The 25,025-nt window shown below is 71.6% G+C and carries 20 protein-coding genes and 2 tRNA genes; 6 read left to right on the plus strand and 16 right to left on the minus strand.

All coding sequences use genetic code 11. The features are described from left to right. Positions 1-48 precede the first annotated feature (48 nt). The 8 genes from rodA to ACFVU7_RS03705 all read right to left on the minus strand — a co-directional run bounded on the left by rodA (position 49) and on the right by ACFVU7_RS03705 (position 9,000). Positions 49-1,248 (minus strand): rod shape-determining protein RodA, encoded by a 1,200-nt coding sequence (gene rodA / locus ACFVU7_RS03670; protein WP_049658703.1) that lies wholly within the window; start codon positions 1,246-1,248, stop codon positions 49-51. Further along, a complete protein-coding gene (gene mrdA / locus ACFVU7_RS03675) occupies positions 1,245-3,560 on the minus strand; it encodes a penicillin-binding protein 2 (protein ID WP_049658705.1) in 2,316 nt (771 codons plus the stop codon). Before mrdA ends, rodA begins: the two co-directional genes overlap by 4 nt. Positions 3,561-3,647: 87 nt before the next feature. Further along, positions 3,648-4,286 (minus strand): rod shape-determining protein MreD, encoded by a 639-nt coding sequence (mreD, locus tag ACFVU7_RS03680; protein ID WP_049658707.1) that lies wholly within the window; start codon positions 4,284-4,286, stop codon positions 3,648-3,650. 3 nt (positions 4,287-4,289) lie between these two features. Next, positions 4,290-5,261: a rod shape-determining protein MreC gene (gene mreC / locus ACFVU7_RS03685; protein ID WP_074000688.1), complete on the minus strand. Its 972-nt coding sequence runs from the start codon at positions 5,259-5,261 to the stop codon at positions 4,290-4,292. Positions 5,262-5,376: 115 nt separating this feature from the next. Beyond that, positions 5,377-6,402: a rod shape-determining protein gene (locus ACFVU7_RS03690; protein ID WP_049648984.1), complete on the minus strand. Its 1,026-nt coding sequence runs from the start codon at positions 6,400-6,402 to the stop codon at positions 5,377-5,379. A 332-nt stretch (positions 6,403-6,734) separates the two neighbouring features. Further along, positions 6,735-7,148, minus strand: coding sequence for a nucleoside-diphosphate kinase (ndk, locus tag ACFVU7_RS03695; protein ID WP_049648947.1), 414 nt, complete (start codon positions 7,146-7,148; stop codon positions 6,735-6,737). Between the two features lie 108 nt (positions 7,149-7,256). Next, positions 7,257-7,607 carry a DUF4233 domain-containing protein gene (locus tag ACFVU7_RS03700; protein WP_049648948.1) on the minus strand — a complete coding sequence of 117 codons (351 nt, stop codon included), beginning with the start codon at positions 7,605-7,607 and terminating at the stop codon, positions 7,257-7,259. 1 nt (position 7,608) lies between these two features. Next, positions 7,609-9,000, minus strand: coding sequence for a folylpolyglutamate synthase/dihydrofolate synthase family protein (locus tag ACFVU7_RS03705; protein ID WP_079271806.1), 1,392 nt, complete (start codon positions 8,998-9,000; stop codon positions 7,609-7,611). A gap of 184 nt (positions 9,001-9,184) precedes the next feature. On the opposite strand from ACFVU7_RS03705, the gene ACFVU7_RS03710 reads away from it, so the two are divergent. The 3 genes from ACFVU7_RS03710 to ACFVU7_RS03720 all read left to right on the plus strand — a co-directional run bounded on the left by ACFVU7_RS03710 (position 9,185) and on the right by ACFVU7_RS03720 (position 13,517). Beyond that, positions 9,185-10,618: a glycosyltransferase family 2 protein gene (locus ACFVU7_RS03710; protein WP_380743963.1), complete on the plus strand. Its 1,434-nt coding sequence runs from the start codon at positions 9,185-9,187 to the stop codon at positions 10,616-10,618. 52 nt (positions 10,619-10,670) lie between these two features. Further along, positions 10,671-11,816, plus strand: a complete 1,146-nt coding sequence (wecB, locus tag ACFVU7_RS03715) for a non-hydrolyzing UDP-N-acetylglucosamine 2-epimerase (RefSeq protein ID WP_388044108.1) — start codon at positions 10,671-10,673, stop codon at positions 11,814-11,816. 165 nt (positions 11,817-11,981) lie between these two features. Continuing rightward, entirely contained in the window at positions 11,982-13,517 is a 1,536-nt protein-coding gene (locus ACFVU7_RS03720; RefSeq protein WP_049648949.1) for a chitinase, read from the plus strand. Positions 13,518-13,548: 31 nt separating this feature from the next. Here ACFVU7_RS03720 and ACFVU7_RS03725 read toward each other — a convergent pair whose 3' ends face one another. Both ACFVU7_RS03725 and ACFVU7_RS03730 read right to left on the minus strand, forming a co-directional pair. Next, a complete protein-coding gene (locus ACFVU7_RS03725) occupies positions 13,549-14,073 on the minus strand; it encodes a hypothetical protein (RefSeq protein ID WP_074000687.1) in 525 nt (174 codons plus the stop codon). Positions 14,074-14,384: 311 nt separating this feature from the next. After that, positions 14,385-17,024, minus strand: a complete 2,640-nt coding sequence (locus ACFVU7_RS03730) for a valine--tRNA ligase (protein ID WP_388044111.1) — start codon at positions 17,022-17,024, stop codon at positions 14,385-14,387. Positions 17,025-17,214: 190 nt separating this feature from the next. Here ACFVU7_RS03730 and ACFVU7_RS03735 point away from each other — a divergent pair, with 190 nt between their 5' ends. After that, complete coding sequence (locus tag ACFVU7_RS03735; protein WP_388044113.1) at positions 17,215-18,087, plus strand: hypothetical protein; 873 nt, start codon at positions 17,215-17,217, stop codon at positions 18,085-18,087. A gap of 71 nt (positions 18,088-18,158) precedes the next feature. Here ACFVU7_RS03735 and clpX read toward each other — a convergent pair whose 3' ends face one another. The 5 genes from clpX to ACFVU7_RS03760 all read right to left on the minus strand — a co-directional run bounded on the left by clpX (position 18,159) and on the right by ACFVU7_RS03760 (position 23,105). Then, positions 18,159-19,448, minus strand: a complete 1,290-nt coding sequence (clpX, locus tag ACFVU7_RS03740; RefSeq protein ID WP_045696864.1) for an ATP-dependent Clp protease ATP-binding subunit ClpX — start codon at positions 19,446-19,448, stop codon at positions 18,159-18,161. A gap of 278 nt (positions 19,449-19,726) precedes the next feature. Further along, positions 19,727-20,389, minus strand: a complete 663-nt coding sequence (locus ACFVU7_RS03745; RefSeq protein WP_049648953.1) for an ATP-dependent Clp protease proteolytic subunit — start codon at positions 20,387-20,389, stop codon at positions 19,727-19,729. A gap of 56 nt (positions 20,390-20,445) precedes the next feature. Then, positions 20,446-21,066 (minus strand): ATP-dependent Clp protease proteolytic subunit, encoded by a 621-nt coding sequence (locus ACFVU7_RS03750; protein WP_049648988.1) that lies wholly within the window; start codon positions 21,064-21,066, stop codon positions 20,446-20,448. A 268-nt stretch (positions 21,067-21,334) separates the two neighbouring features. Beyond that, positions 21,335-22,726 (minus strand): trigger factor, encoded by a 1,392-nt coding sequence (tig, locus tag ACFVU7_RS03755; RefSeq protein ID WP_049648954.1) that lies wholly within the window; start codon positions 22,724-22,726, stop codon positions 21,335-21,337. A 305-nt stretch (positions 22,727-23,031) separates the two neighbouring features. Continuing rightward, positions 23,032-23,105 (minus strand) — tRNA-Pro (locus tag ACFVU7_RS03760). 182 nt (positions 23,106-23,287) lie between these two features. On the opposite strand from ACFVU7_RS03760, the gene ACFVU7_RS03765 reads away from it, so the two are divergent. Next, positions 23,288-23,358: transfer RNA gene (locus ACFVU7_RS03765), tRNA-Gly, on the plus strand. Between the two features lie 104 nt (positions 23,359-23,462). Here ACFVU7_RS03765 and ACFVU7_RS03770 read toward each other — a convergent pair. Beyond that, positions 23,463-24,020, minus strand: a complete 558-nt coding sequence (locus ACFVU7_RS03770; protein WP_388044115.1) for a hypothetical protein — start codon at positions 24,018-24,020, stop codon at positions 23,463-23,465. Between the two features lie 189 nt (positions 24,021-24,209). Between ACFVU7_RS03770 and ACFVU7_RS03775 the strand changes: the two genes are divergently transcribed. Beyond that, positions 24,210-25,001 carry a DUF6348 family protein gene (locus ACFVU7_RS03775; RefSeq protein WP_143204453.1) on the plus strand — a complete coding sequence of 264 codons (792 nt, stop codon included), beginning with the start codon at positions 24,210-24,212 and terminating at the stop codon, positions 24,999-25,001. The last annotated feature ends 24 nt before the right edge of the window (positions 25,002-25,025 follow it).

Raw genomic sequence — 25,025 nt, forward strand, 5'->3', positions numbered from 1 at the left:
GGCCCGGGAAGTCCCGGACCGGTCCCGCCGCCGCACGGCGCGGCGCGCTCAGGCCGCTATCGGCCGCTGGCTCCGCACCGCCTGGAGCAGCCCGATGGCGATCCAGTTGGCGAACATCGACGAGCCGCCGTACGAGACGAACGGCAGCGGGATGCCCGCGACCGGCATGATGCCCAGGCACATCCCTATGTTCTCGAAGGCCTGGAAGGCCATCCAGGCGATGACCCCGGCCGCCACGATCGTCCCGTACAGGTCGGTCGCCTGCCGGGCGATCCGGCAGGCCCGCCAGAGGATCACGCCGACCAGCGCGATGATCGCCAGCGCCCCGACGAAGCCCAGCTCCTCGCCGGCCACGGTGAACACGAAGTCGGTCTGCTGCTCCGGCACGAACTGCCCGACGGTCTGGGTGCCGTGGAACAGCCCCTTGCCGGTCAGTCCGCCCGAGCCGATCGCGATCCGGGCCTGCGCGGTGTTGTAGCCGACGCCGTTCGGGTCCAGCTGCGGGTTGGCGAAGGCGGCGAAGCGGTCGATCTGGTACTGGCTCAGCAGCCCGAACTTCCAGATCGCCACGCATCCGGCGGTGCCCGCCACCAGCAGGCCGAGCACCCAGCGGTTCGCCGCGCCGGAGCCGAGCAGGATGCCCAGCACGATGGCGGCCATCACCATCACCGAGCCGGCGTCCGGCATCAACAGCACTATGCACATCGGCACCCCGGCCCAGAGCAGGCCCCGGAACACCGCCCGGTGCGAGGGGAACTCCCGCTCCCCCGCGTCCACCTGGTCCGACAGCACGACGGCCATCGCCAGCACGATCGCGAGCTTCGCGAACTCGGCCGGCTGGATCGAGAAGCCGCCGCCGAGCTGGATCCACGAGTGCGCGCCGTTGATGGTCGAGCCGAGCGGGCTGAGCGTCGCCAGCAGCAGGACGAGCACGCCGACGTACAGGAACGGCACGATCGTGCGGAAGCGCCGGCTCCCTATCGCTATCACCACGGAGCACAGCACCAGCCCGACCACGAAGTTGGTCAGGTGCCGGTACAGGAAGTACTGCGGGTCCCCGTGGGTCAGCGAGTCGCGCCCGCGGGTGGCCGACCAGACCAGCAGCGAGCTGCCGGCCGAGAGGGCGAGGGCGGCCACCAGCAGTATCCAGTCGAGCCGCCAGAGCGGGGAGTCCTTGGACAGCGCCTTGGAGACCCCGCGGCGCTGCGGGGCCAGCCGCAGCTGCCGGTACGAGCCGTAGGAGGTCATGCCCGTCCCCTTCCCGGTCCGCGCGTGGGTTCGAGCGCGGCGTCGGCCGCGGTGTACGACGCCGGACGGTCGGCCGGCGGCGTCCGGTCGAGGAAGGCCGTCGCCGGGGCCGGCTGCGCCGTGGCCGTGTCGAGCAGCGCCGGAGCGGCGGCGACGGCCTGGGCCTGGAGGCCCGGGGCCTGGGCGCCCTGCGCCGCGTCGGCGCCGTACGAGACCGGCTTGATGATCGCGGTGCCGTCCGGGTTGAACTTCGGCAGCTCGGCCTGCGGCGCGGGCAGCAGCGCCTTGCCGCTGTCGATGCCGCCCTTGTCGTCCACGCCGTACAGCGCCTGGTAGATCCGGCGGATGGCGTCGCCGGAGCCGCCGGAGCCGGTGCCGCCCTGGCTTATCGTCATGACGACCGCGTAGTCCTTGCTGTACGTGGTCAGCCAGGAGGTGGTCTGCTTGCCCTCGACCTCGGCGGTACCGGTCTTGGCGTGCAGCGTGATCTTGTCCTGCGGCCAGCCGTTGAACTTCCAGGCGGCGGTACCGCTCTTGATGACGCTCTCGGTGGCCTGGTTGATGTAGCTGAGCAGCTTCTCGTCGCCGGGGAACTTGGCGTCCTCGTGCGGGGCGATCTCGCGGACGAGGTCCCCGCCCGGGCTTATCACGGCCTTGGCGATGGTCGGCCGGTAGAAGGTGCCGCCGTTGGCGAGCGCCGAGTAGATCCGGGCCATCTGGACCGGGGTGACGAGGGTGTCGCCCTGGCCGATCGCGAAGTTGACGGCGTCACCGGCGCGCATCTGGTAGCCGTCGACGCAGTTCTCCCGGGCGATCTGGTCGGAGTAGCTGTTGCCGCCCTTCTGCCCCTGGGCGCACCAGGCGTCCTTGTTGTTGTCGTAGAAGGACTGCTTCCACTGCCGGTCCGGCACCCGGCCGGTGACCTCGGACGGCAGGTCGATGCCGGTCTTGGCACCGAGGCCGAACTCGTGGGCGGTCTTGAAGAACCAGTCGCCCGGGTCCTTCTTCGGCTTGATGCCGCCGTCCTTCATCCACTGGTCGTACGCCAGGCCGTAGAAGACGGTGTCGCAGGAGACCTCCAGCGCCTTCTCCAGGGAGATCTGGCCGAAGTTCTCGCTCTCGAAGTTCTTGAACTCGCGGCCGCCGATGGTCATGCTCTTCGGGCAGTCGTAGCGGCCGTCCAGCGAGTAGCCGGCCTGCACGGCGGCGGTGGTGGAGATGACCTTGAAGGTCGAGCCGGGGGCGGACTGACCCTGTATGGCCCGGTTCAGCAGCGGGAAGTTGGAGTCCTTGCTGGTCAGCGACTGGTAGTCCTTGCCGCTGATGCCGCCCACCCAGAGGTTCGGGTCGTAGGTCGGGGCGCTCGCCATCGCGACGATCCGCCCGGTGTGCACGTCCATCACCACGGCGGCGCCGGAGTCGGCCTCGTAGTTGCGGTTGGTGATCTTGTCGAAGGTGTTCCGGGCGTCGTTCATGGCCTGCGCCAGGTTGTCCTCGACCACCTTCTGCACCCGGGCGTCGATGCTGGTGACCAGGTTGTCGCCGGTCTGCGGGGCGACGGTGCCGGCGTTGCCGATCACCCGGCCGAGGTTGTCGACCTCCAGCTTGGTGATGCCCGCGGTGCCGCGCAGGTCGCGGTCGTACACCGACTCCAGGCCGGCCCGCCCGATCTGGTCGGCCGGCAGGTAGCGGTCCAGGCCGCTCTTGCCGGCGGTCTTGCTGACCTCCTCGTCGGTGACCGGCGAGAGGTAGCCGAGCACCTGGGCCATGTTGGCGCCCTCGGCGCCGGTGTAGCGGCGTACGGCGGTGGGCTGCGCGGTGATCCCGGGGAAGTCCTCGCGGCGCTCCATTATCTGCATCGCCTGCTGGGTGGTCGCCTCCTTGGTGACCGGGATCGGCTGGTACGGCGAACCGTTCCAGCAGGGCTGCGGGGTCTTGGCGTCGCAGAGCCGGACCTTCTCCTGCACGTCCTTGGCCGGCATCCCCAGTACTTCGGCCAGCCGGGACAGCACCGCCTTGCCGCCGTCCTTCTGCTGGAGCAGCGAGGTGCGGCTGACCGAGACCACCAGCCGGGTCTCGTTGCCGGCCAGCACCCGCCCGGAGGCGTCCAGGATCTCGCCGCGGACGGCCGGCTCGACCACCTCGCGGATGTGGTTGCCGGTCGCCTTGGCGGTGTACTCCTTGGCGTTGCGGATCTGCAGGTACCACAGCCGTCCACCGAGGGTGGCGAGCAGCGACAGCACCAGGATCTGCAGCACCACCAGACGGATCGTCACCCGTCGGGTGCGGCCGGTCTCGGGGATGTTGCTCACGTCTCGTGCGCTCCAGGATGCGGGGAGGTCGGGTGGTCGGGGCCGGAGGGCCGGGCGGCCGGGGCCGGGGCCGGGAGGCCGGTCCGGTTACGGGCGGCGGGCGAAGCCCGGCACGCGCCGCTTCTTGTACGACGGGCCCGTCGAGGTGTCGCGGGTGGTGCGGTAGCGGGCCAGCGTGCCCAGGCCGGAGCCGCCCTCGTCGTCGTCCGCGGCGGCCACCGGGTCGCGGCCGAAGCGGCGGCCGAGGTACATCACCAGCGGCACCACGAAGGGGGCCAGCAGCAGGTCGTAGAGCAGGGCGCTGATGACCAGTCCGCCGAGGCCGACGTGCCGGGCCGCGGTGTCGCCGACCAGGGCGCCGACCATCGCGTAGAGCAGGGTGGAGGCGACCGCCGCGGCGCCGACCACGACCAGCGAGCCGGCCACGGACCGCTGGCGGCCGTGGTCCGGGCGCAGCAGCCCGGCGGCGTAGCCCATCAGGCAGAGCACCAGCGCGTAGCGGCCGATGGCGTGGTCGGAGGGCGGCGCGAGGTCGGCCAGCAGGCCCCCCGCGAAGCCGACCAGGCAGCCGCCGGTGGGCCCGTAGACCATGGCCAGGCCGACCACGACGAGCAGCAGTATGTCCGGGGTGGCTCCCGGGAGCTGGAGCCGGCCGAACACGCTGACCTGGAGGATCAGGCCGAACAGGACGAGGCCGGCGGAGACGGGGATGCGGGCGAGGCGCATGGCTCAGTTCCCCCCAGTGGGCTTGGCGGGCGGGGCGGCGGGCGCGGAGGCCGGGACCTGGCCGGGCACGGAGGCCGGGACCTGGCCCGGCGCGGCGGCCGGCTGGCCCGCGGCGGGCGCCGGCGGCAGGACGGCGTCGCGCGGGTCGGCGCGCGGCGGCACGACCACCACGCCGACCAGGTCCAGCCGGGTGAACTGGACGAAGGGCTCGACCAGGACGGTCTTGGTCAGCTGGCCGGCGTTGGCCTGGACCTCGACGACCTTGCCGACCGGGACGCCGGGGACGAACGGGCGGCCGCTCTGCGAGCCGAAGGTGACCAGCCGGTCGCCGGCCTTGACCTGGGCCTTGCCGTTGAGCAGGGAGACCTTCATCGGGCTGTCGCCGCCGCCGGAGGCGAAGCCGATCTCGCCGGTGCCCTCCAGCCGGGTGCCGGCCGAGAAGCCGGGGTCGGAGGCGAGCAGCACGGTGGCGGTGGTGGGCGCGACGGTGGTGATCCGGCCGACCAGGCCCTGACCGTTGATCACCGTCATGTCGCGGGTGAGGCCGTCGTCGCTGCCGGCGTCGATGGTGATGGTCCAGGAGAAGCCCTGGGCCGGGCCGATCGCGATGACCTGGGCGGCCTTGACGGTGTAGCCGCCGGCGCCGGCGGTGCGCAGCAGGTCGTCCAGCTGCTTGGTGCGCCCGGTGGCCATGTCGGAGGAGGCGAGCTTCTGCCGGAGTTCGGTGTTCTCGCGGGCGAGCTGGTCGGTGCGGCCGCTGTCGGTGGCCGCGTCGCGGAAGGCGCGGACGGTGTCGGCGACCGGGTCGACGACGGTGGCGGCTCCGCGCTCGACCGGTCCGAGGACGCTGGCGGCGGCGTGCCGGGCGGGCCCGAGCGGGGAGTCCTCACCGCCCTTGATGTCCACGGTGATCAGCGCGAAGGCGACGGCCACCAGCAGGATCAGCAGCAGCCGGCTCTCTCGTGTGTCCCTCACGGTGCTGGTACTGCCCCTTCGTACCTGGCCGCCGCCCGGGGCTGTGGGGCCCGGGCGGCGGCCCGTTCAGTCGAGTGTCTGATGTGACGCGTGGTGCCGGTGGTGCGGCGACCTGTCAACGACGCGGCGAAGCGTCGAGTACCTGCTGGAGCGCCTCGAACTCCTCGACGCACTTGCCGGAGCCGAGCGCGACGGAGTCGAGCGGGTTCTCCGCGATGTGGATCGGCATGCCGGTCTCGCGGCGCAGCCGCTCGTCCAGGCCGCGCAGCAGGGCGCCGCCGCCGGTGAGCACGATGCCCCGGTCCATGACGTCGCCGGCCAGCTCGGGCGGGCACTGGTCGAGGGTGGTCTTGACCGCGTCGATGATCGCGTTGACGGGCTCGTCGATGGCCTCGCGGACCTCGGCGGCGGAGATGACCACGGTCTTGGGCAGACCGCTGACCAGGTCGCGGCCGCGGATCTCGGCGTGCTCGTCCTTCTCGCCCTCCAGGCCGAAGGCGCTGCCGATGCTCATCTTGATCTGCTCGGCACTGCGCTCGCCGAGGAGCAGCGAGTACTCCTTCTTGATGTGCTGGACGATCGCGTTGTCCAGCTCGTCGCCGGCGACCCGGATGGACTGGGCGGTGACGATGCCGCCGAGGGAGATCACGGCGACCTCGGTGGTGCCGCCGCCGATGTCGACGACCATGTTGCCGGTGGCCTCGTGGACGGGCAGGCCGGCGCCGATCGCGGCGGCCATCGGCTCCTCGATGATGTGCACCTGGCGGGCGCCGGCCTGCGAGGAGGCCTCGATGACGGCGCGGCGCTCGACGCCGGTGATGCCGGAGGGCACGCAGACCACGACGCGGGGGCGGGCGAGGTAGCGGCGGCGGTGGATCTTGAGGATGAAGTACCGCAGCATCCGCTCGGTGATCTCGAAGTCGGCGATCACGCCGTCCTTGAGCGGGCGGATGGCGACGATGTTGCCCGGGGTGCGGCCGATCATCTTCTTGGCCTCGGCGCCGACGGCGAGGATGCCACCGGTGTTGGTGTTCACCGCGACGACGGACGGCTCGTTCAGAACGATGCCCTTGCCCCTGACGTACACCAGCGTATTGGCTGTTCCGAGGTCGATCGCCAAGTCGCGGCCGATGAACGACAGGTTGCTCGCCATGGGGTGTGGGTGCCTTCCCGGGCTCGGAGTTCATGGGGGGGTGGACGAATGCGCGCGTCCACGCGTGGGCGGAGAACAGCTGAGCTGTCTTACCGGGCCCTTGAGTCGCGTCCATCGTAGCCACGCCACTCGGTACGGACGTCGGCGTGGGGCATACCGTCCATTGTCCGGGGCGTGATCGCATCTCCGAGGATTGGGACGCCGTGTCGGCGCCGCCAGTTCCCTATTTCACGATAAGAATGCCCCGGCCGGGCCAATGGTCCCGACCGGGGCGGTACGAACGTCCCCCCGGGCGTGTCGCCCGGGTCCCGCTCGCCGGATCAGGCGTGCGCGGGGAAGAAGATCTTGATCTCGCGCTCGGCGGACTCCGGGGAGTCGGAGGCGTGGATCAGGTTCTCGCGGGTGATCGTCGCGTAGTCGCCGCGGATGGTGCCGGCCCCGGCCTCCAGCGGGTTGGTGGCGCCGGCCAGCATGCGGATGCCCTTGACGACCTCCTCGCCCTCGACGATCAGCGCGATCGACGGGCCGGTGGTCATGAACTCCAGCAGCGGCTCGTAGAACGGGCGGCCCACGTGCTCCGCGTAGTGCTGCTCCAGCGTCGCCCGGTCGAAGGTGCGCAGCTCGATGGCGGCGAACCGCCAGCCGGCCTTGCGCTCGATGCGGCTGATGATCTCGCCGGCCAGGCCGCGGCGGACGGCGTCGGGCTTGAGCAGGACGAGAGTGCGCTGGGACACGGTGCGTCTCCTGGGGATTCGGTTCGGCAGACAGTCGGGTCGACAGGCGGCGCCGACAGGGCAGAGATTACCTTGCGTACACGGCGTGTCGGTCCGCTGGTCCGGGCCTCAGGCCTGTACGGCGGCGGCCTCCGCGGCGGCCCGGGCGGCCTTGAACGCGTCCACCTTGCGGCCGTAGTGCACCGAGCACCACCACAGGCCGGCGAAGACCACGCCGAGCCCGAACATGGTCGGCAGCACGAAGCCGCTGGCGATCAGCCCGATCTGCAGCGCCCAGCCGATCTGCACCGCGCCGGGGCGGTCGATCATGCCGCAGAGCAGGACGCATAGTGCCATCGCGATGCCGCTGACCGTCCAGATCTCCGCGTTGGAGACGTCGGTGAGCCGCATCGCGACCAGCGCCGCGAACAGGACCAGCAGCACTTCGCCGATCAGAGTCGAGGAGCAGAGCGTCCTCATGTCACTTCCTCCCGAGCAGCAGGCGGGCCTCGCCCACCGTGATGACCGAACCGGTGACCAGCACCCCGGCGCCGCCGAGGTCGCCCTCCTCCTCGGCGAGGCTGACGGCGGCGGCGATGGCGTCGTCGAGCCGGGGCTCGACCTGCACGCGGTCCTCGCCGAAGATCTCGACGGCGAGGGCGGCGAGCGCGTCGACGTCCATCGCGCGGTGGGTGGAGTTCTGGGTGATGACGACCTCGGCCAGGATCGGCTCGAAGGCCTCCAGCACGCCGGCCACGTCCTTGTCCCCGGAGGTGCCGATCACGCCGACGAGCCGGGTGAAGCCGAAGGACTCGGTGAGCGCGGCCACGGTGGCGCGGGCGCCGTGCGGGTTGTGCGCGGCGTCCAGGACGATCGTGGGGCTGCGGCGGACGACCTCCAGGCGGCCCGGCGAGGAGACGCCGGAGAAGCCCTGGCGGACCTTGTCCACGTCCAGCTGCCCGCCGCGCGCGCCGCCGACGCCGAAGAAGGCCTCGACCGCGGCCAGGGCGAGGGCCGCGTTGTGCGCCTGGTACTCGCCGTGCAGCGGGATGAAGACGTCCTCGTACTCCTCGCCGCCGAGTCCGCGCAGCGTCACCAGCTGGCCGCCGACGGCGAGTTCGCGGCGGATCACGCCGAACTCCATGCCCTCGCGGGCGACCGTGGCGTCCACCTCGACGGCGCGGCGCAGGATGTTCTGGGCGGCGTCCAGCTGCTGCTGGGCGACGACGGCGACGGCGCCGGACTTGATGATCCCGGACTTCTCGACCGCGATCTCGCCGGTGGTCTCACCGAGCTTGTCGGTGTGGTCCAGCCCGATCGGGGTGATCACGGCGACGGCGGAGTCGATGACGTTGGTGGCGTCCCAGGAGCCGCCCATGCCGACCTCGACCACGCCGACGTCCACCGGGGCGTCGGCGAAGGCCGCGTAGGCCATGCCGGTCAGCACCTCGAAGAAGGACATCGGCACCGGCTGCGCCGCGTCGACCATCTGCACGTAGGGCTCGATGTCGCGGTAGACCTCGACGAAGCGCTCGGGGGTGATCGGGGCGCCGTCCAGGGTGATCCGCTCGGTGACGGACTCCACGTGCGGGCTGGTGTAGCGGCCGGTGCGCAGCTCGAAGGTGTTGAGCAGCTGCTCGATCATCCGGGCGGTGGAGGTCTTGCCGTTGGTGCCGGTGATGTGGATGGAGGGGAAGGACCGCTGGGGCTGGCCCAGGATGTCCATCAGCGCCTCGATCCGGTCGAGCGAGGGCTCCAGTTTGTTCTCCGGCCAGCGCTTGGAGAGCTCCACCTCGACGTCGCGCAGGGCGTCGCCGGTGCCGCCGTCGGCGGGGCGGATGGTGTACGGGTTCGGGTCGGCCTTGTCGCTCACGTCCACAGTCTACGGAGCGCTGGCGGGTCCTCCTCACGGGGTGAGAACGACCACTTTGCCCGTTCTTTCCCATGATCAGCTAGTTTCCTCCCTTTACTATTGATTTAGCGATTTGAACCGCAATGAAGCATCGATTCGCAACCGATAGGAGCCTTCAGCCTTTGATCACTGGGAGCGCTGCGCCATGCCCGACGCCCTGCACGAGTGGATCGTGCTTCGCCAGGACGCCGTCGTCTGGGTCGCCGGACTGATCTCCCTGGCGCTCGTCGGCTACATGGCCCTCGTCTTCGGACGCTTCCTCGTGTACTGGGCGGGCTCCCGCCACGCCTTCCGGCACGGCCGCCCCGCCGAGCCCGGCGACCCCGCCGCCTTCCGGTGGCACCTGGTGATCCCCTGCCGCGACGAGGAGGCCGTGGTCACCCAGACCCTGGACGGCCTGCGGACCAGCGCGCCCGAGGCCCACCTGTGGGTGATCGACGACGACAGCGAGGACGCCACCCGCGAGCTGGTCCTCGCCGCCGCGGCCCGCGACCCGCGGATCCACCTGGTCCAGCGCCGCCGCCCGCACGCCCGGATCGGCAAGGGCGCCGCCCTCAACGCCGCCTACCGGGAGATCTCCGCCCGGCTGCCCGAGGGCACCGACCGCTCCCGGGTGGTGATCGGCGTGGTCGACGCCGACGGGCAGCTCGACCCCGGCACCCTCGCCCGGGTCTGCAACCCCAAGGCCCTCGGCCGGCCCGACACCGGCGCCGTCCAGATCGGCGTCCGGATGCGCAACGCCGACGACGAGCTCCCGCTGCCCGGCCGCGGCCGGCTCGCCAACGCCCTGGCCCGCGCGCTGGTGCGGATGCAGGACGTCGAGTTCCAGGCCACCAACACCGGCATGCAGTTGCTGCGCCGCCGCACCGGCAGCGTCGGCCTCGGCGGCAACGGCCAGTTCGTCCGGCTCACCGCCCTCGACTCGCTCACCGCCGAGGAGGGCCGGGCCGGCCGCCCCTGGCCGGAGCGCGCCCTGCTGGAGGACTACGAGTCCGGCCTCGACCTGCGCCTGGCCGGCTGGCGGCTCACCCACGTCACCGAGGCCCAGGTCTCCCAGGAGGGCCTGATCTCGCCGCGCCGCTTCCTCACCCAGCGCACCCGCTGGGCCCAGGGCAACATGCAGTGCCTGCGCTACACCGGCCGGGTGCTGCGCTCGCCGCACTACACGGCGACCGGCAAGGCCGAGGTGCTGTACACCTTCCTCCAGCCGGTGGTCTGCGTGCTGCTGGTGCTGCTCTTCCCCGTGTCGCTCGGGATCACCGGCGCCGGGCTGGTGCTCTTCCCGGAGGAGACCGCCGAGTTCCAGCTCCGGTTCGGCCCGTGGATGCTGCTCGCCTTCGTGCTCGCCACACTGCCGATGGTGTTCTGGGGCTTCGCCTACCGCCGGGCCGTCCACCCCGACCGCGGCCGGCTCACCGGGCTGCTCTGGGGCGTCCTGGTCTGGCTCTACGCCTACCACCTGTTCGTGGTCGCCACCCGGGCCGCGGTCCGGATGCTGCTCGGCCGCAACGGCTGGGCCAAGACCCGCCGCAACGCCGAGAAGACCGCCCTCGGCGCCCCCACCGCGCTCGAATCCTGAGCCCGCCCCTCTCCCTTCGCGCCGCCCCTCCCCCACGCCACCGGAGCCCCGCATGAGCATGTGCCTGCCCCCGTCCAGCGTCGCCGTCGTCCTCGGCACCCGCCCCGAGCTGGTCAAGCTCGCCCCGCTGATCCACGAACTCGGCGACGCCACCCGGCTGGTGCACACCGGCCAGCACTGGGACGAGGCGATGTCCGGCCGCTTCCTGCGCGACCTGGACCTGCCCCGGCCGGAGCTGCTCACCGGGGTCGGCGGCCGCCCCCGGGCCGGTCAGATCGCCCAGTCCCTCGGCCAGTTGGACGCCGCCTTCGCCGAGGACCGCCCCGCCGCCGTGGTCGTCCAGGGCGACACCAACGCCACCCTGGCCGGGGCGCTGGCCGCCAACGCCCGGGAGATCCCGCTGGTCCACGTCGAGGCCGGGCTGCGCAGCTTCGACCGGGCGATGCCCGAGGAGCACAACCGGGTGATGGTCGACCACGTCTCCGACCTGCTCTGCGCCGCCACCGGGGAGAACGTCGCCAACCTGCGCGCCGAGTCGCTGGCCGAGGACCGGATCGAGCTCACCGGCAACACCGTCGTCGAGGTGGTCCGCCGTCAGCTGCCGGACGGGGCCGCCCGCGCCGCGCTGCTCGCCGCGCACGGCCTGCGCCCGGACGCGTATGTGCTGGCCACCGTGCACCGCCCGGAGAACACCGACACCGCCGAGGCGCTCGGCGCGGTGCTCGCCGAGCTGGACCGGATCGCCCGGGCCGGCACCCCCGTGCTGTTCCCGATGCACCCGCGCACCCGGGCCGCCGTCGAACGCTTCGGCCTGGACGGCCTGCTGGAGCGCCTCGCCGTCACCGGCCCGGTCGGCTACGGCGACTTCCTGGGCCTGGCGTGCCACGCGGCGCTGCTGGTCTCCGACTCCGGCGGCGTGCAGGAGGAGTGCACCGTGCTCGGCCGCCCGCTGCTGGTGGTGCGCCGCTCCACCGAGCGTCCGGAGGCGGTGGCGGCCGGCTTCGCCGCGCTGGTGCGGCCCGGCGAGGAGCTGGGCACCCTGGCCCGCGCCTGGCTCGCCGACACCCCCGAGCGGCTCGCCCGGCTGGCGGCCACCCCGAGCCCGTACGGCGACGGCCTGGCCTCGGCCCGGATCGCCGCGCTGACCGCGGCACTCGCCGGCCCGGCCGGCCGGCAGGCGTTGCCGTCAGCGGCCTAGGTCCTCTTGACAGCAGAATTGGTCTACTCCACCTTGTGAGGCAAGTCTCCGTTCCCGACCGGGACTTGAGTTGTCGGTAGCTCCCGCACGCGCACCATCGACACCCCGGACGGCGCTCCTCCCCCACGAGGCGCCCGCCGGGCCTCCCCCACTGGAGACGGAGTCATGCCACCTGCCCGACACCGGCGCCCGCGCGCCGTCCACTCCCTGCTCGCCGGAGCGAGCGCCCTGGTCATCGGCCTGGGCGGACTCGTCCTGGCCGGCGGCACCGGCGCCCACGCCGCCGACACCGACCTGATCGTCAACGGCGGCTTCGAGACCGGGAACCTGTCCGGCTGGACCTGTTCGAGCGGTACGGTCCAGCGCACCACCGTCCACTCCGGCACGTACGCCCTGCAGTCCACCCCGGCCGGGAGCGACACCGGCGAGTGCACCCAGACCGTCCAGGTGAAGCCCTCCTCCGCGTACACCCTGAGCTCCTGGGTGCAGGGCTCGTACGTCTACCTGGGCGCCCGCGGCACCGGCGGCACCGATCCGAGCACCTGGACCCCCGGCGCCGGCGGCTGGACCCAGCTGACCACGAGCTTCACCACCGGCCCCAACACCACCAGCGTCACCGTCTACCTGCACGGCTGGTACGGGCAGCCGGCCTTCGCCGCCGACGACGTCTCGCTGCTCGGCCCCGGCGGACCGCAGCCGTCACCGAGCCCGACGGCCACCGCCACCTCCACCGCCTCGCCGAGCCCGACGGCCACCCCCACGGACAGCGGCACGCCCACCCCCACCTCCACCGGCAAGCCGCCGGACCTGCCCAAGCACATCCTCACCGGCTACTGGCAGAACTTCGACAACGGCGCCACCGTCCAGCGGATCAGCGACGTCCCGGCCGCCTACGACATCATCGCGGTCTCCTTCGCGGACGCCACCGCCACCCGCGGCGGCCTGAGCTTCACCCTCGACCCGGCGCTCTCCTCCCGCCTCGGCGGCTACACCGACGCCCAGTTCAAGGCCGACATCGCGGCCAAACGGGCGGCCGGGAAGCGGGTGGTGCTCTCCATCGGCGGCCAGAACGGCACGGTCTGGGTGGGCGATTCCGCCTCCGCCGCGACCTTCACCAGCACCGCCTGGGCGCTGATGCAGAGCTACGGCTTCGACGGGATCGACATCGACCTGGAGAACGGCATCAGTTCCACCTACATGGGCCAGGCGCTGCACGCCCTGGCGGCGAAGGCGGGGAGCGGATTCATCCTCACCATGGCGCCGCAGACGATCGACATGCAGTCGACCGGCATGGAGTACTTCAAGCTGGCGCTGAACGTGAAGGACATCCTCACCATCGTCAACATGCAGTACTACAACTCCGGCGCGATGAACGGCTGCGACGGGAACGTCTACTCCCAGGGCACCGAGAACTTCCTCACCGCGCTGGCCTGCATCCAGCTCAAGGGCGGGCTGCGGCCCGACCAGGTGGGCCTCGGGGTGCCGGCCTCCACCAGCGCCGCGGGCGGCGGGTACCTCGCCGCCGGCACCGTCAACAACGCGCTGGACTGCCTGGCCTCCGGCACCAACTGCGGCAGCTACAAGCCGGACACCACCTGGCCGGGCATCGGCGGCGCGATGACCTGGTCGACCAACTGGGACGCCAAGGCGGGCAACCCGGTGGCCGGCACCATCGGCTCGCACCTGCACGCCATGCCGTAACCGGCCCGGCCGGTCTGCCGGAGGCCCGGGTTCAGACCCCGGCCCGGGCCTCCGGGACGTGCGCGGCGCCGCCGTGCCGACGGCGCAACTCGGCCGTGATCTCGGCCAGTTCACCGTCGGGCAGCAGCGGCAGCATCATCGCGACGCCCTGCAGCAGGCCGCCGAGCAGGAAGGTGGTGTCGGGCGTCGCGGCCACCAGGCCGCGGACCTCGGCCACCTCGCCGGCCGCCACCGCCTCGATCAGCTGGGCCGCGCTCGCGGTCTCCTCGTCCACCGCGACCCCGCCGGTGTCCTCCGGGGCGCGCCGGGCCATCGCCCGCAGCACCCGGTCGCCGACCTCGGGGGCGTACGCCTTGCGGACGGCCTCGGCGGCGATCCAGGCGAGCAGGGTGGTCACCTCGCGCTCGGCGTGCTCGGCGAACAGCAGGTCCAGCTCGTGGTCGAACGCGATCTGGTTGCCGTGCCGGAACGCGAGCAGCAGGGTCGCCGCCCTGGCCTTGGCCTCCTCGACCGCCTCCAGAGGCAGTTCGTCGGCCAACTCCTCGGTCACCACCACGCCATGCCCTCCCGTCCGTCGCTCAGCAGGAACGCTCAGCGGAAACGCCCATTCGGAAACTCCGTGCACACGGTACACAGCGGACCTGCAAACTTCCGCGAACCCGCGCGGGCAAGACCGGAATCAATTCGCTCGGAATAGGACCTCACCCGGTCGCAGGATGATAATTCGCCGGAAGGGAGCAATGTTCCTGGGCTATTTGGTGTAAGGAAAGCGGCCGGGGAAGCCGAACCGGAACCGGAACCCGGAAAACGCCGAGGGGCCGCACCCCGCGCGTCGCGGAGTACGGCCCCTTCGGCGGGGACGGGCGGTCAGCCCTGCGGCAGCGCCGCGAGCTGGGCGGTGATCCGGGCGATGTCGGCCTCGGCGGCCTCCTGGCGGCCCCGGATCTTGGCGACCACCTCGTCCGGCGCCTTGGCGAGGAACGCCTCGTTGCCGAGCTTGGCGGTGGTCTGGGCCTTCTCCTTCTCGGCGGCCGCGAGGTCCTTGGCCAGGCGCTTGCGCTCGGCCGCGACGTCGATGGTGCCGGAGAGGTCCAGCGACACGGTGGCACCGGCCACCGGCAGCGAGGCGGTGGCCGCGAAGCCCTCCTCGGGCGCGGTCAGCCGCAGCAGCGAGCGGATCGCGTCCTCGTGGACGGCCAGCACGGTGCCGGCCAGCTCCAGCCGGGCCGGGACGCGCTGCGCGGGCTGCAGGCCCTGGTCCGAACGGAACCGGCGGACCTCGGTGACCACCTGCTGCAGCGTGGCGATCTCCGACTCGGCGGCCGCGTCACGGTAGCCGCTGTCCTTCGGCCACTCGGTCACGACCAGCGACTCGGCGCCGGTGAGCGCCGTCCACAGCGCCTCGGTGACGAACGGGACGACCGGGTGCAGCAGCCGCAGGGTGACGTCCAGGACCTCGCCCAGCACCCGGCGCGAGGCGTCCGCCTGCGGACCGCCCTTGGCCAGGGTGGTCTTGGAGAGCTCGACGTACCAGTCGAAGACCTCGTCCCAGGCGAAGTGGTACAGCGCGTCCGTGGCCTTGGCGAACTGGTAGTCCTCGTACAGCCCGTCCACCTCGGCGACGGTGGCGTTCAGCCGCGACAGGATCCAGCGGTCGACCGCGGTCAGCTCCTTCGGCGCGGGCAGCGGGCCCTCGACGGTGGCGCCGTTCATCAGCGCGAAGCGGGTCGCGTTCCAGATCTTGTTGCAGAAGTTGCGCGAGCCCTTGACCCAGTCCTCGCCGATCGGCACGTCGGCGCCCGGGTTGGCGCCGCGGGCCAGGGTGAAGCGGACGGCGTCGGCGCCGTAGGCGTCCATCCAGTCCAGCGGGTCGACCGCGGTGCCGGAGGACTTCGACATCTTCTTGCCGAACTCGTCGCGCACCAGACCGGTCAGGGCGACGGTCTTGAACGGCGCCTCGCCGTCCATCGCGTACAGGCCGAACATCATCATCCGGGCGACCCAGAAGAAGATGATGTCGTGGCCCGTCACCAGGACGTCGGTCGGGTAGAACTTCTCCAGGTCGGCGGTCTTCTCCGGCCAGCCGAGCGTGGAGAACGGCCACAGGCCGGAGGAGAACCAGGTGTCCAGGACGTCCGGGTCCTGGTGCCAGCCCTCGCCGGTCGGCGGCTGCTCGTCCGGTCCGACGCAGACGACCTCGCCGTCCGGGCCGTACCAGACCGGGATCCGGTGGCCCCACCACAGCTGGCGCGAGATGCACCAGTCGTACATGTTGTCGACCCAGTCGAAGTAGCGGCGCTCCAGCTCCTTCGGGTGGATCTCCACCTTGCCGTCGCGGACGGCGTCGCCGGCGGCCTTGGCCAGCGGCTCGACCTTGACCCACCACTGCAGCGACAGCCGCGGCTCGACCACGGTGTGGCAGCGCGAGCAGTGGCCGACCGCGTGCATGTACGGACGCTTCTCGGCGACGATCCGGCCCTGCTCGCGCAGCGCGCCGACGACGGCCGAGCGGGCCTCCAGCCGGTCCATGCCGAGGAAGGGGCCGTGCACGGTGATCGCACCGCACTCGTCCATGACGGACAGGTTGGGCAGGTCGTGGCGCTGGCCGATGGCGAAGTCGTTCGGGTCGTGCGCGGGCGTCACCTTGACGGCGCCGGTGCCGAACTCCGGGTCGACGTGCTCGTCGGCGACGACCGGGATCTCACGGTCGGTCAGCGGCAGCTTGATGGTCCGGCCGACGAGGTGCTTGTAGCGCTCGTCCTCCGGGTGGACGGCCACCGCGGTGTCGCCCAGCATCGTCTCGGCCCGGGTGGTGGCCACGACGATCGAGTCGTCGCCCTCGCCGTAGCGGATCGAGACCAGCTCGCCCGGGGTGTCCTCGTGCTCCACCTCGATGTCGGACAGCGCGGTGAGGCAGCGCGGGCACCAGTTGATGATGCGCTCTGCGCGGTAGATCAGGCCGTCGTCGAAGAGCCGCTTGAAGATGGTCTGGACGGCCTGGGACAGGCCCTCGTCCATGGTGAAGCGCTCGCGCGACCAGTCCACGCCGTCGCCGAGCCGGCGCATCTGGCCGAGGATGCGGCCGCCGTAGCTCTTCTTCCACTCCCAGACCTTCTCGACGAAGGCCTCGCGGCCCAGGTCGTGGCGGGACAGGCCCTCCTCGGCGAGCTGCTGCTCGACCTTGTTCTGGGTGGCGATGCCGGCGTGGTCCATGCCGGGCAGCCAGAGCGTCTCGAAGCCCTGCATGCGCTTGCGGCGGGTCAGCGCGTCCATCAGCGTGTGCTGGAAGGCGTGGCCCAGGTGCAGGACGCCGGTGACGTTCGGCGGGGGGATGACGATGGTGTACGCGGGCTTGTCGCTCTTCGCGTCCGCGGTGAAGTAGCCACGGTCTACCCAGCGCTCGTACAGCTCGCCCTCTACGTCCGCGGGGGTGTAGGTCGTCGGGAGGGTCGCTGCTTCGTCCCCGGCAAAGGTGCTCACGGGGCGCTGGTTCGTCGTGTCGGTCACGACGCACAGTTTACGTAACCGGGGGGTGGGTCACGAACCGCTTTCCGGCCCGCGGCCCCGGCGCGGACCGGACGGGTCCCGGCCCGGCGCCGTGCGGTAGCGTGCCCGGGCACTCGTCCGGTGGACCGGACGGGCACGGACGACCGGACAGACGACAGGCCGCGGGTGCGGCGGGGGAGCACGGACGCAGATGTACGGCCAGGGACAGCAGTACCCGCAGGGACAGCCGCAGCCGTACGGGGGTCAGCCGCCGTACGGCCCGCCGCCGCAGCAGCCGTACGGCGCGCCCCCGCCCCCGCCCGCGTACGGCCGGCCGCAGTACGGCCAGCCCCAGCCGCAGCCCCCGTACGGCCAACCGCAGTACGGCCAGCCCCCGCAGCAGCCGTACGGCGTGCCTCCGCAGGCCCCGTACGGCCAGCCGGGCTACCCCCAGCAGCCGCAGCAGCGCAAGGGCAGGGGCGGCCTGGTGATCGGGCTGGTGGTCGGCGCCCTGCTGCTGGGCGGCGGCGGCTTCGCCGCCTGGAAGTTCCTCGGCGGGAGCGACCAGGGCGGCCGGTACCGGATGTCCGCCCCGGACACCATCCCGGACGGCTACTCCCAGAAGTCGGCCGAGGACAAGGCCGTCGACCCGAACAAGCCGGAGGCGGCGGACTTCGGCAAGGACCTCCACGTGATCGCGGCCAGCTACAGCCGGGGCACCGACCTCGACACCTTCTCGGTGCTCGGCGTCTACGGGAAGCTCAACGACCCCGGGAAGATCATCGCGGACGCCAAGAAGAGCACCGGCGACGACGACGTCACCTGGACCACCCCGCTGACCGACTTCCCGGCCCGCGACTCCAGGAACTCCTCCGCGAAGCTCTCCTGCGGCGTGGCCGGGATCGCGGGCAAGCCCGGTCCGACGGTCTGCGTGTGGGCGGACAGGTCCACCACCGGCCGGGTCACCTTCAGCAGGATGAACGTGAACAGCCACGGCCAGCTCACCGGCGGCCAGGAGACCACCCTGACCCAGGCGGCCGACCAGACCAGGGCGATCCGCGACGCCATGGTCGTCGCCAAGTAGCGCGCACGCCACGAGGAGGGGCCCCGCACCGGATCCGGTGCGGGGCCCCTCCTCGTGGCGTCGGCCTCGGGTCAGGCGCTCTTCTCCCGGCGCTCGCGCTTGATCATGTCGCGCGGCACCAGGGTGGGGATGGCGTGCTTGGAGACGACGTCCCCGGTGACCACCACGCGGGCGACGTCCTGGCGCGAGGGGACCTCGTACATCACGGACATCAGCACCTCCTCCATGATGGCCCGCAGCCCGCGCGCGCCGGTGCCGCGCAGGATCGCCTGGTCGGCGATCGCCTCCAGCGCGTCCCGGGAGAACTCCAGCTCCACGCCGTCCAGTTCGAACAGCTTGCGGTACTGCTTGACCAGCGCGTTGCGCGGCTCGGTGAGGATCTGGAGCAGCGCCTCGCGGTCCAGGTTGTGCACGCTGGTGATCACCGGCAGACGGCCGATGAACTCGGGGATCATGCCGAACTTCACCAGGTCCTCGGGCATCACCTGGCGGAAGTGGTCGCTGGCGTCCGACTCCCGCTTGGAGCGGATGTTGGCGCCGAAGCCGATGCCCTTGGCACCCGCGCGGCCCTCGATGATCCGCTCCAGGCCGGCGAACGCGCCGCCGACGATGAACAGCACGTTCGTGGTGTCGATCTGGATGAACTCCTGGTGGGGGTGCTTGCGGCCCCCCTGCGGCGGCACCGACGCGGTGGTGCCCTCCAGGATCTTCAGCAGGGCCTGCTGCACGCCCTCGCCGGAGACGTCCCGGGTGATCGACGGGTTCTCGCTCTTGCGCGCGACCTTGTCGATCTCGTCGATGTAGATGATCCCGGTCTCGGCCTTCTTGACGTCGTAGTCGGCCGCCTGGATCAGCTTGAGCAGGATGTTCTCGACGTCCTCGCCGACGTAGCCGGCCTCGGTCAGCGCGGTGGCGTCCGCGATCGCGAACGGCACGTTCAGCATCCGGGCCAGGGTCTGCGCCAGCAGCGTCTTGCCGGAGCCGGTGGGGCCCAGCAGCAGGATGTTGGACTTGGCCAGCTCGATGGCGTCCTCGCGGCCGTTGCCCCCGCTGCGGCCCGCCTCACCCGCCTGGACCCGCTTGTAGTGGTTGTAGACGGCGACCGACAGCGCCTTCTTGGCGAGGTCCTGGCCGACCACGTACTGGTCCAGGAACTCGTAGATCTCGCGCGGCTTCGGGAGCTCCTCGAAGCGCACCTCGGAGGTCTCGGCGAGTTCCTCCTCGATGATCTCGTTGCACAGGTCGATGCACTCGTCGCAGATGTACACGCCTGGGCCGGCGATCAGCTTCTTCACCTGCTTCTGCGACTTGCCGCAGAACGAGCACTTGAGCAGGTCGCCACCGTCTCCGATGCGTGCCACGAGGTGCTTCCCCTTCGCCAGGGGCCCCGCAGGGGTTCCGGGGCCTGGTGCTGTGGACCGTCAACGCCGACGGCGCTCGGTCTCGCTATCCGACGGTACTCTGCCGGGCCCGTGATTCCGTCCTCTTCGCCAGGTCTGCCCTACGCCCTGGGCGAATTGATACCGAACAGATGCCGTCGCACGGGCCCGCCGATGGGCCGGGGCGGGGTGCGCACCCGTGTGCGCACCCCGCCCCGACGGGCCCCTCCGACCCGCTCGCGGGCCGGAGGGAGCCGACCTCAGGAGGTCAGCGAGGTCTTGCGGGTGGAGATGATCTGGTCGATCAGGCCGTACTCGGCGGCCTCCTCGGCGGTCAGGATCTTGTCGCGCTCGATGTCCTCGCGCACCTGCTCCGCCGTCCGGTTGGAGTGCTTGGACAGCATCTCCTCCAGCTGCTCGCGCATCCGGAAGATCTCCTTGGCCTGGATCTCCAGGTCGGACACCTGGCCGCGGCCGGTCTCGGTGTACGGCTGGTGGATGAGGATCCGGGCGTTCGGCAGCGCCATCCGCTTGCCGGGGGTGCCGGCCGCGAGCAGCACGGCCGCGGCGGAGGCCGCCTGGCCCATGCAGACCGTGGTGATGTCCGGCTTCACGTACTGCATGGTGTCGTAGATGGCCGTCAGGGCCGTGAACGAGCCGCCGGGCGAGTTGATGTACATCTGGATCTCGCGGTCCGGGTCCATCGACTCCAGGCACAGCAGCTGCGCCATGATGTCGTTCGCCGAGACGTCGTCGACCTGCGAGCCGAGGAAGATGATGCGCTCCTCGAACAGCTTGGCGTACGGGTCGTACTCGCGGATGCCCTGCGTGGTGCGCTCGACGAAGCGCGGGACGATGTAGCGGCCCTCGGCGCGCATGTCCTCGACGCGGGCCTGGGCGGCCGACAGGCTGGGGATGTTCATGGGGGTCCTTGTCCTCCGAGGCGTTGGGGCTGTGGTGTCGCGGGCCGGGCCGAGGCTCAGGCAGCGCCCGTGCCGCCGCCGCCGGGGACGTCCGCGGCGCTGTGCATGATCGCGTCGATGAGGCCGTACTCCAGGGCCTCCTCCGGGGTGAACCAGCGGTCGCGGTCGGAGTCGGCGGTGATCTGCTCGAAGGACTGGCCGCTGTGGTGCGCGATCAGCTCGGACATCCGCTTCTTGGTGCGGAGCAGCTGCTCGGCCTGGATCCGGATGTCGGTGGCGGAACCGCCGAGGCCCGCGGAGGGCTGGTGCATCAGGATCGTGGAGTTCGGCAGCGAGAAGCGCTTGCCCGGGGCGCCCGCGGTGAGCAGGAACTGGCCCATCGAGGCCGCCATGCCCATCGCGATGGTGACGACGTCGTTCTTGATGTACTGCATGGTGTCGTAGATCGCCATGCCGGCCGAGATCGAGCCGCCCGGGGAGTTGATGTAGAGGAAGATGTCCTTCTCCGGGTCCGCGGCCAGCAGCAGCAGCTGCGCGGTGATCTTGTTGGCGATGTCGTCGTCCACCGCCTGGCCGAGGAAGATGATCCGCTCGTTGAGCAACCGGTTGTAGACCTGGTCGCCAAGGCCGCCGAGCACGTCACCAGCGGCGGCGTGCGGTGCCATCGGGCCAGGCATCTGCATCTGCGGGAACGTCACTTAGCCACCTGCTCAGTCGATTTGGACGGTCGCTCCACGGCCGTCGCGGTGTCGCACAGCTTCCGGGTATCACGTCGTGATTGTTGCTGTCCAAGGACCCTAACGCGCAGGCCCGGCCGCAGAATCCCTCACGCAGAACTGTTCGCTGTGAGCGCAGGGTCGCGGCGGCCGCCGGGCCGGACGACAGCGGGCCCGGACACCGTACGGCGTCCGGGCCCGCTGCGGCCGGAAGGGGCTACCGGGGCACTCAGGCCTCGGTCTTCTCCTCGGCGGCGGTCTCCTCGGCGGCGGCCTCGACGGTCTCGGCCGTCTCGTCCTCGTCGTCGAAGTTGACCTCGTTGCCCTCGGTGTCGACGACCTTGGCGGCCTCGACCACGGTGGCCAGCGCCTTGCCGCGGGCGACCTCGCCGACCAGCAGCGGAACCTGGCCGCCCTGGACGACCTGCTGCGCGAACTGGTCCGGGGTCAGGCCCGAGCCGGCGGCGCGGCGGATGAGGTGCTCGGTGAGCTCCTCCTGGTTAACACCCAGCTCCTCGTTGGCGACGATCTGGTCCAGGACGAACTGGGTCTTGATGCCCTTCTTCGCCTGCTCCTCGATCTCCGCGTCCCACTCCTCGCGGGTCTTGCCCTGGGTCTCCAGGTACGCGTCGATGGTGAGGCCCATCGGCTGGAGCTGGTGGTGCTCCACGTTGTGCTTGCGGGTCTCGACCTCGTCCTTGAGAAGCTTCTCGGGGTACTCGATCTCAACCAGCGCGAGCAGCGCGTCCAGGACCTTCTCCTGGGCCTGGGTGGCCTGGTCGTACTCCTTCATGCGCTCCAGGCGCTTGCGGGAGTCGGCGCGCAGGTCCTCCAGGGTGTCGAACTCGCTGGCCAGCTGGGCGAACTCGTCGTCCAGCTCGGGCAGCTCCTTCTCCTGGACGGCGGTGACGGTGACGGAGACCTCGGAGGTCTTGCCCGCCTGGGTGCCACCCTTGAGCTCGGTCTCGAAGGTCTTCTCCTCGCCGGCCGACAGGCCGATGACGGCCTCGTCGATGCCGTCGATCAGACGGCCCGAGCCGATCTCGTAGCTGACGCCGTTGGCGGTGCCGTCCTCCGGCACCTCGCCGTCGACCTTGGCCACCAGGTCGACGACCACGATGTCACCGGCGGCGGCGGCGCGCTCGACGTCCTTGACCGAGGAGAAGCGCTCGCGCAGCTGCTCCAGCGACTTCTCGATGTCCTCGTCGGAGACGGCGATCGGGTCGACGGTCACCTCGATGGAGGAGAACTCCGGCAGGGTGACCTCGGGACGAACGTCCACCTCGGCGGTGAACTTCAGGTCGCCGCCATCGGCGATCTTCTCGACACCCTCGATGTTGGTGATGTCGGGCTGTCCGAGGACCTCGATCTTGCCCTCGTCGACGGCCTGCGTGTAGAAGCGCGGCAGGGCGTCGTTGACGGCCTCCTCCAGCACGGCGCCACGGCCGAAGCGCTGGTCGATGACCCGGTTCGGGATCTTGCCCTTGCGGAAGCCCGGGACCGAGACCTGCTGGTTGATCTTCTTGTACGCCGCGTCGAGGCTGGGCTTGAGCTCCTCGAAGGGCACCTCGACGGTGAGTCGAACCCGGGTCGGGTTCAGAGTCTCGACGGCGCTCTTCACGGTTAGGTCTCCTAGGGGCTTGCGGTCAGGTTGTCTCCGCCCGTCCCCGTCGTCCGGACGGAGCCGGAAGGGGGGTCGGACGAGACGGGCGATGGGCGGTTGGAGCTGCATCTCCCGTGGGGTGGACGGTGAGCTTGACTCCTCGCCCTCGTGCGGTTGACCTGGGTTGACGCCACAGGGACTACCGCCAGCGCCCCATCCTACCGGTACCACCAAAGGCGGACGCCAGGCGCCACCGTACCGCCGTCCGGGAGCGCCGAGACAGAACAGGGCCCCGCCCCTACGGACGAGACCCTGCCGCACTGTCGGGGTGACCGGATTCGAACCGACGGCCTTCCGCTCCCAAAGCGGACGCGCTACCAAACTGCGCCACACCCCGTGGTGCCGAGAGGAAGCGTACACGCCGGGCCTGGGCGGCTCGCCGACAAAATCCGCCCGGGCGCGACGCGGGATATACCGCGCGGGCGCGCAGGGGGTGTGCGCGATCCGGTGTGCACGCGGGCGGCCGGACCAGGTAGGCTGTCCCCCGAACTTCCGGCCGGTGACGGCTGGGAAGGTCGTGCGGGCGTAGCTCAATGGTAGAGCCCTAGTCTTCCAAACTAGTCACGCGAGTTCGATTCTCGTCGCCCGCTCTCCGGTCCGGCCCCGGTGTGCCCAGCACACCGGGGCCGTCGACGTTTTCCCGCCCGGAAACCCCCGGAGGCGTCGCGGGGCCACCCGGAGGCATCGCGGGGCCTCAGAGCCCGAGCCGGGCGGCCCGGGCGGCGGCCCGGTCCAGCAGCTGGTGGACGTCGCCCTCCCGGGTGGTCGGGCGGTCGTTGTACTCGTCCGGGGAGCGCGCCGGGCGGCCGGTGGCGTGCAGCACCTCCATCAGCTGGACCCGGGCGGTGCGCACGGTGGCCGGGGTGCCGTAGCCGTGCGCCAGGACGGCGGCCTGCGCGCCGAGCAGGCAGACCCGGCCGGCCTCGTCCCACATCGCGCCCTGGAGCCAGCCGTGCGCCCCGATGTAGCGGGAGGCGAGCCTGAGGTGGTCGGCCGCGGCGACCGGGACGGGCCGGGCGGGCCGGCCCAGCGCCCGGTCGAGCAGGGTGGCCCGGGGCTCGGGGTGGCCGGCCTGCCAGGGCCGCGTGGTGCTGCCGTACGGGCAGACGTACGGCACCGGGGTGCGCGCGGGGGCGGGCAGCGAGGCGAGGTAGGCCTCGATCTCGGCGACCAGTCCGGAGTCCGCGGGGCCGAACGGCGGCGGACCGGGGGCGAGGAGGACGGGCGGGGGCGGGGCGGTACTGCGGGGCATGCGGGTCCTCCGGGCGGACGGCCTTCAGGTTCCGCTGCCCAAAATGGGGCATGCCGGACATTTCCGCGACCGGAGGGCCGCGGGGTCCGCACGGTTTCCCGGTGGGCTGCCAGGCCGATAGCCTCGGCGGCGTTCGAGCGGAGTTCGAGCGCGACCTCATCCGCGCGCTCCCGAGGTGGAGGAGTCCCGGTGGGTCCTCAGGAGCGGCTGGCCGTCATACAGCGCTGTGTGGTCCGCGAGATGGCGCGGCTGGGCCAGGTGTTCCGCCCGGACGGCGAGGTGGTCCGCGGCCCCGGCACCACGGCGGTGGCGGTCCGCGAGCACCCCGGGGACGACGGCGCCGGGCACGTGGACCTCGGCTTCGTGCTGCACCTGGGCCGGGCGGACGCCCCGGTGGTGTGGGACTGCGCGGCCGGCCTCGGCAAGACCGAGGAGGAGAAGCTCGCCAACGCGGTGAAGATGTGGGCGACCACCACCGCCCCGGTGCTGGTCGAGTTCGCGGAGGGCCGCGGGGTGCACGCCGACCGCCCGGCCCTGCCCGAACTCCCGGGCTGGCGGGCGGTGCAGGGGCCGGCCGCGGTGTTCGGCTTCGGCAACGAGCACCTGGCGGGCTGGCTGGCCGAGCACCGGGTGCTGCCGGCGCTCGCGCCCGCGCTGCGCGCGGAGTTGACCGGGACCGGGCCGGTGGGCGTCAAGCTCTTCTTGGGCGGCAAGGCGGGGGACGACGTCGCCGAGGTCCGGGTGGGCGGCGAGGTGTCGGAGGCGGCCTCGGCGGCGCTGCGCGCGCTGGACTGGCCGCGGGGTGAACGGCTGTGCTGGGCCCGGCTGTTCGTCCTGCTGACGGCCGAGCCGGCGGCGTCGGGGCAGCACACGTCGGCGGGTGCCGTGGCACCCGCACCGATGCGTGTCCCGGCCCCGGCGGCCGCGCGCCCCCGGGGACTGTTCGCTCGCTGGCGGGAAGCCAGACGGGCCGGCCGGTAGCCCCGCGGCGGGGGTGCGGACGGC

The sequence above is a fragment of the Kitasatospora sp. NPDC058046 genome (assembly GCF_042885595.1).
GTDB lineage: Bacteria > Actinomycetota > Actinomycetes > Streptomycetales > Streptomycetaceae > Kitasatospora.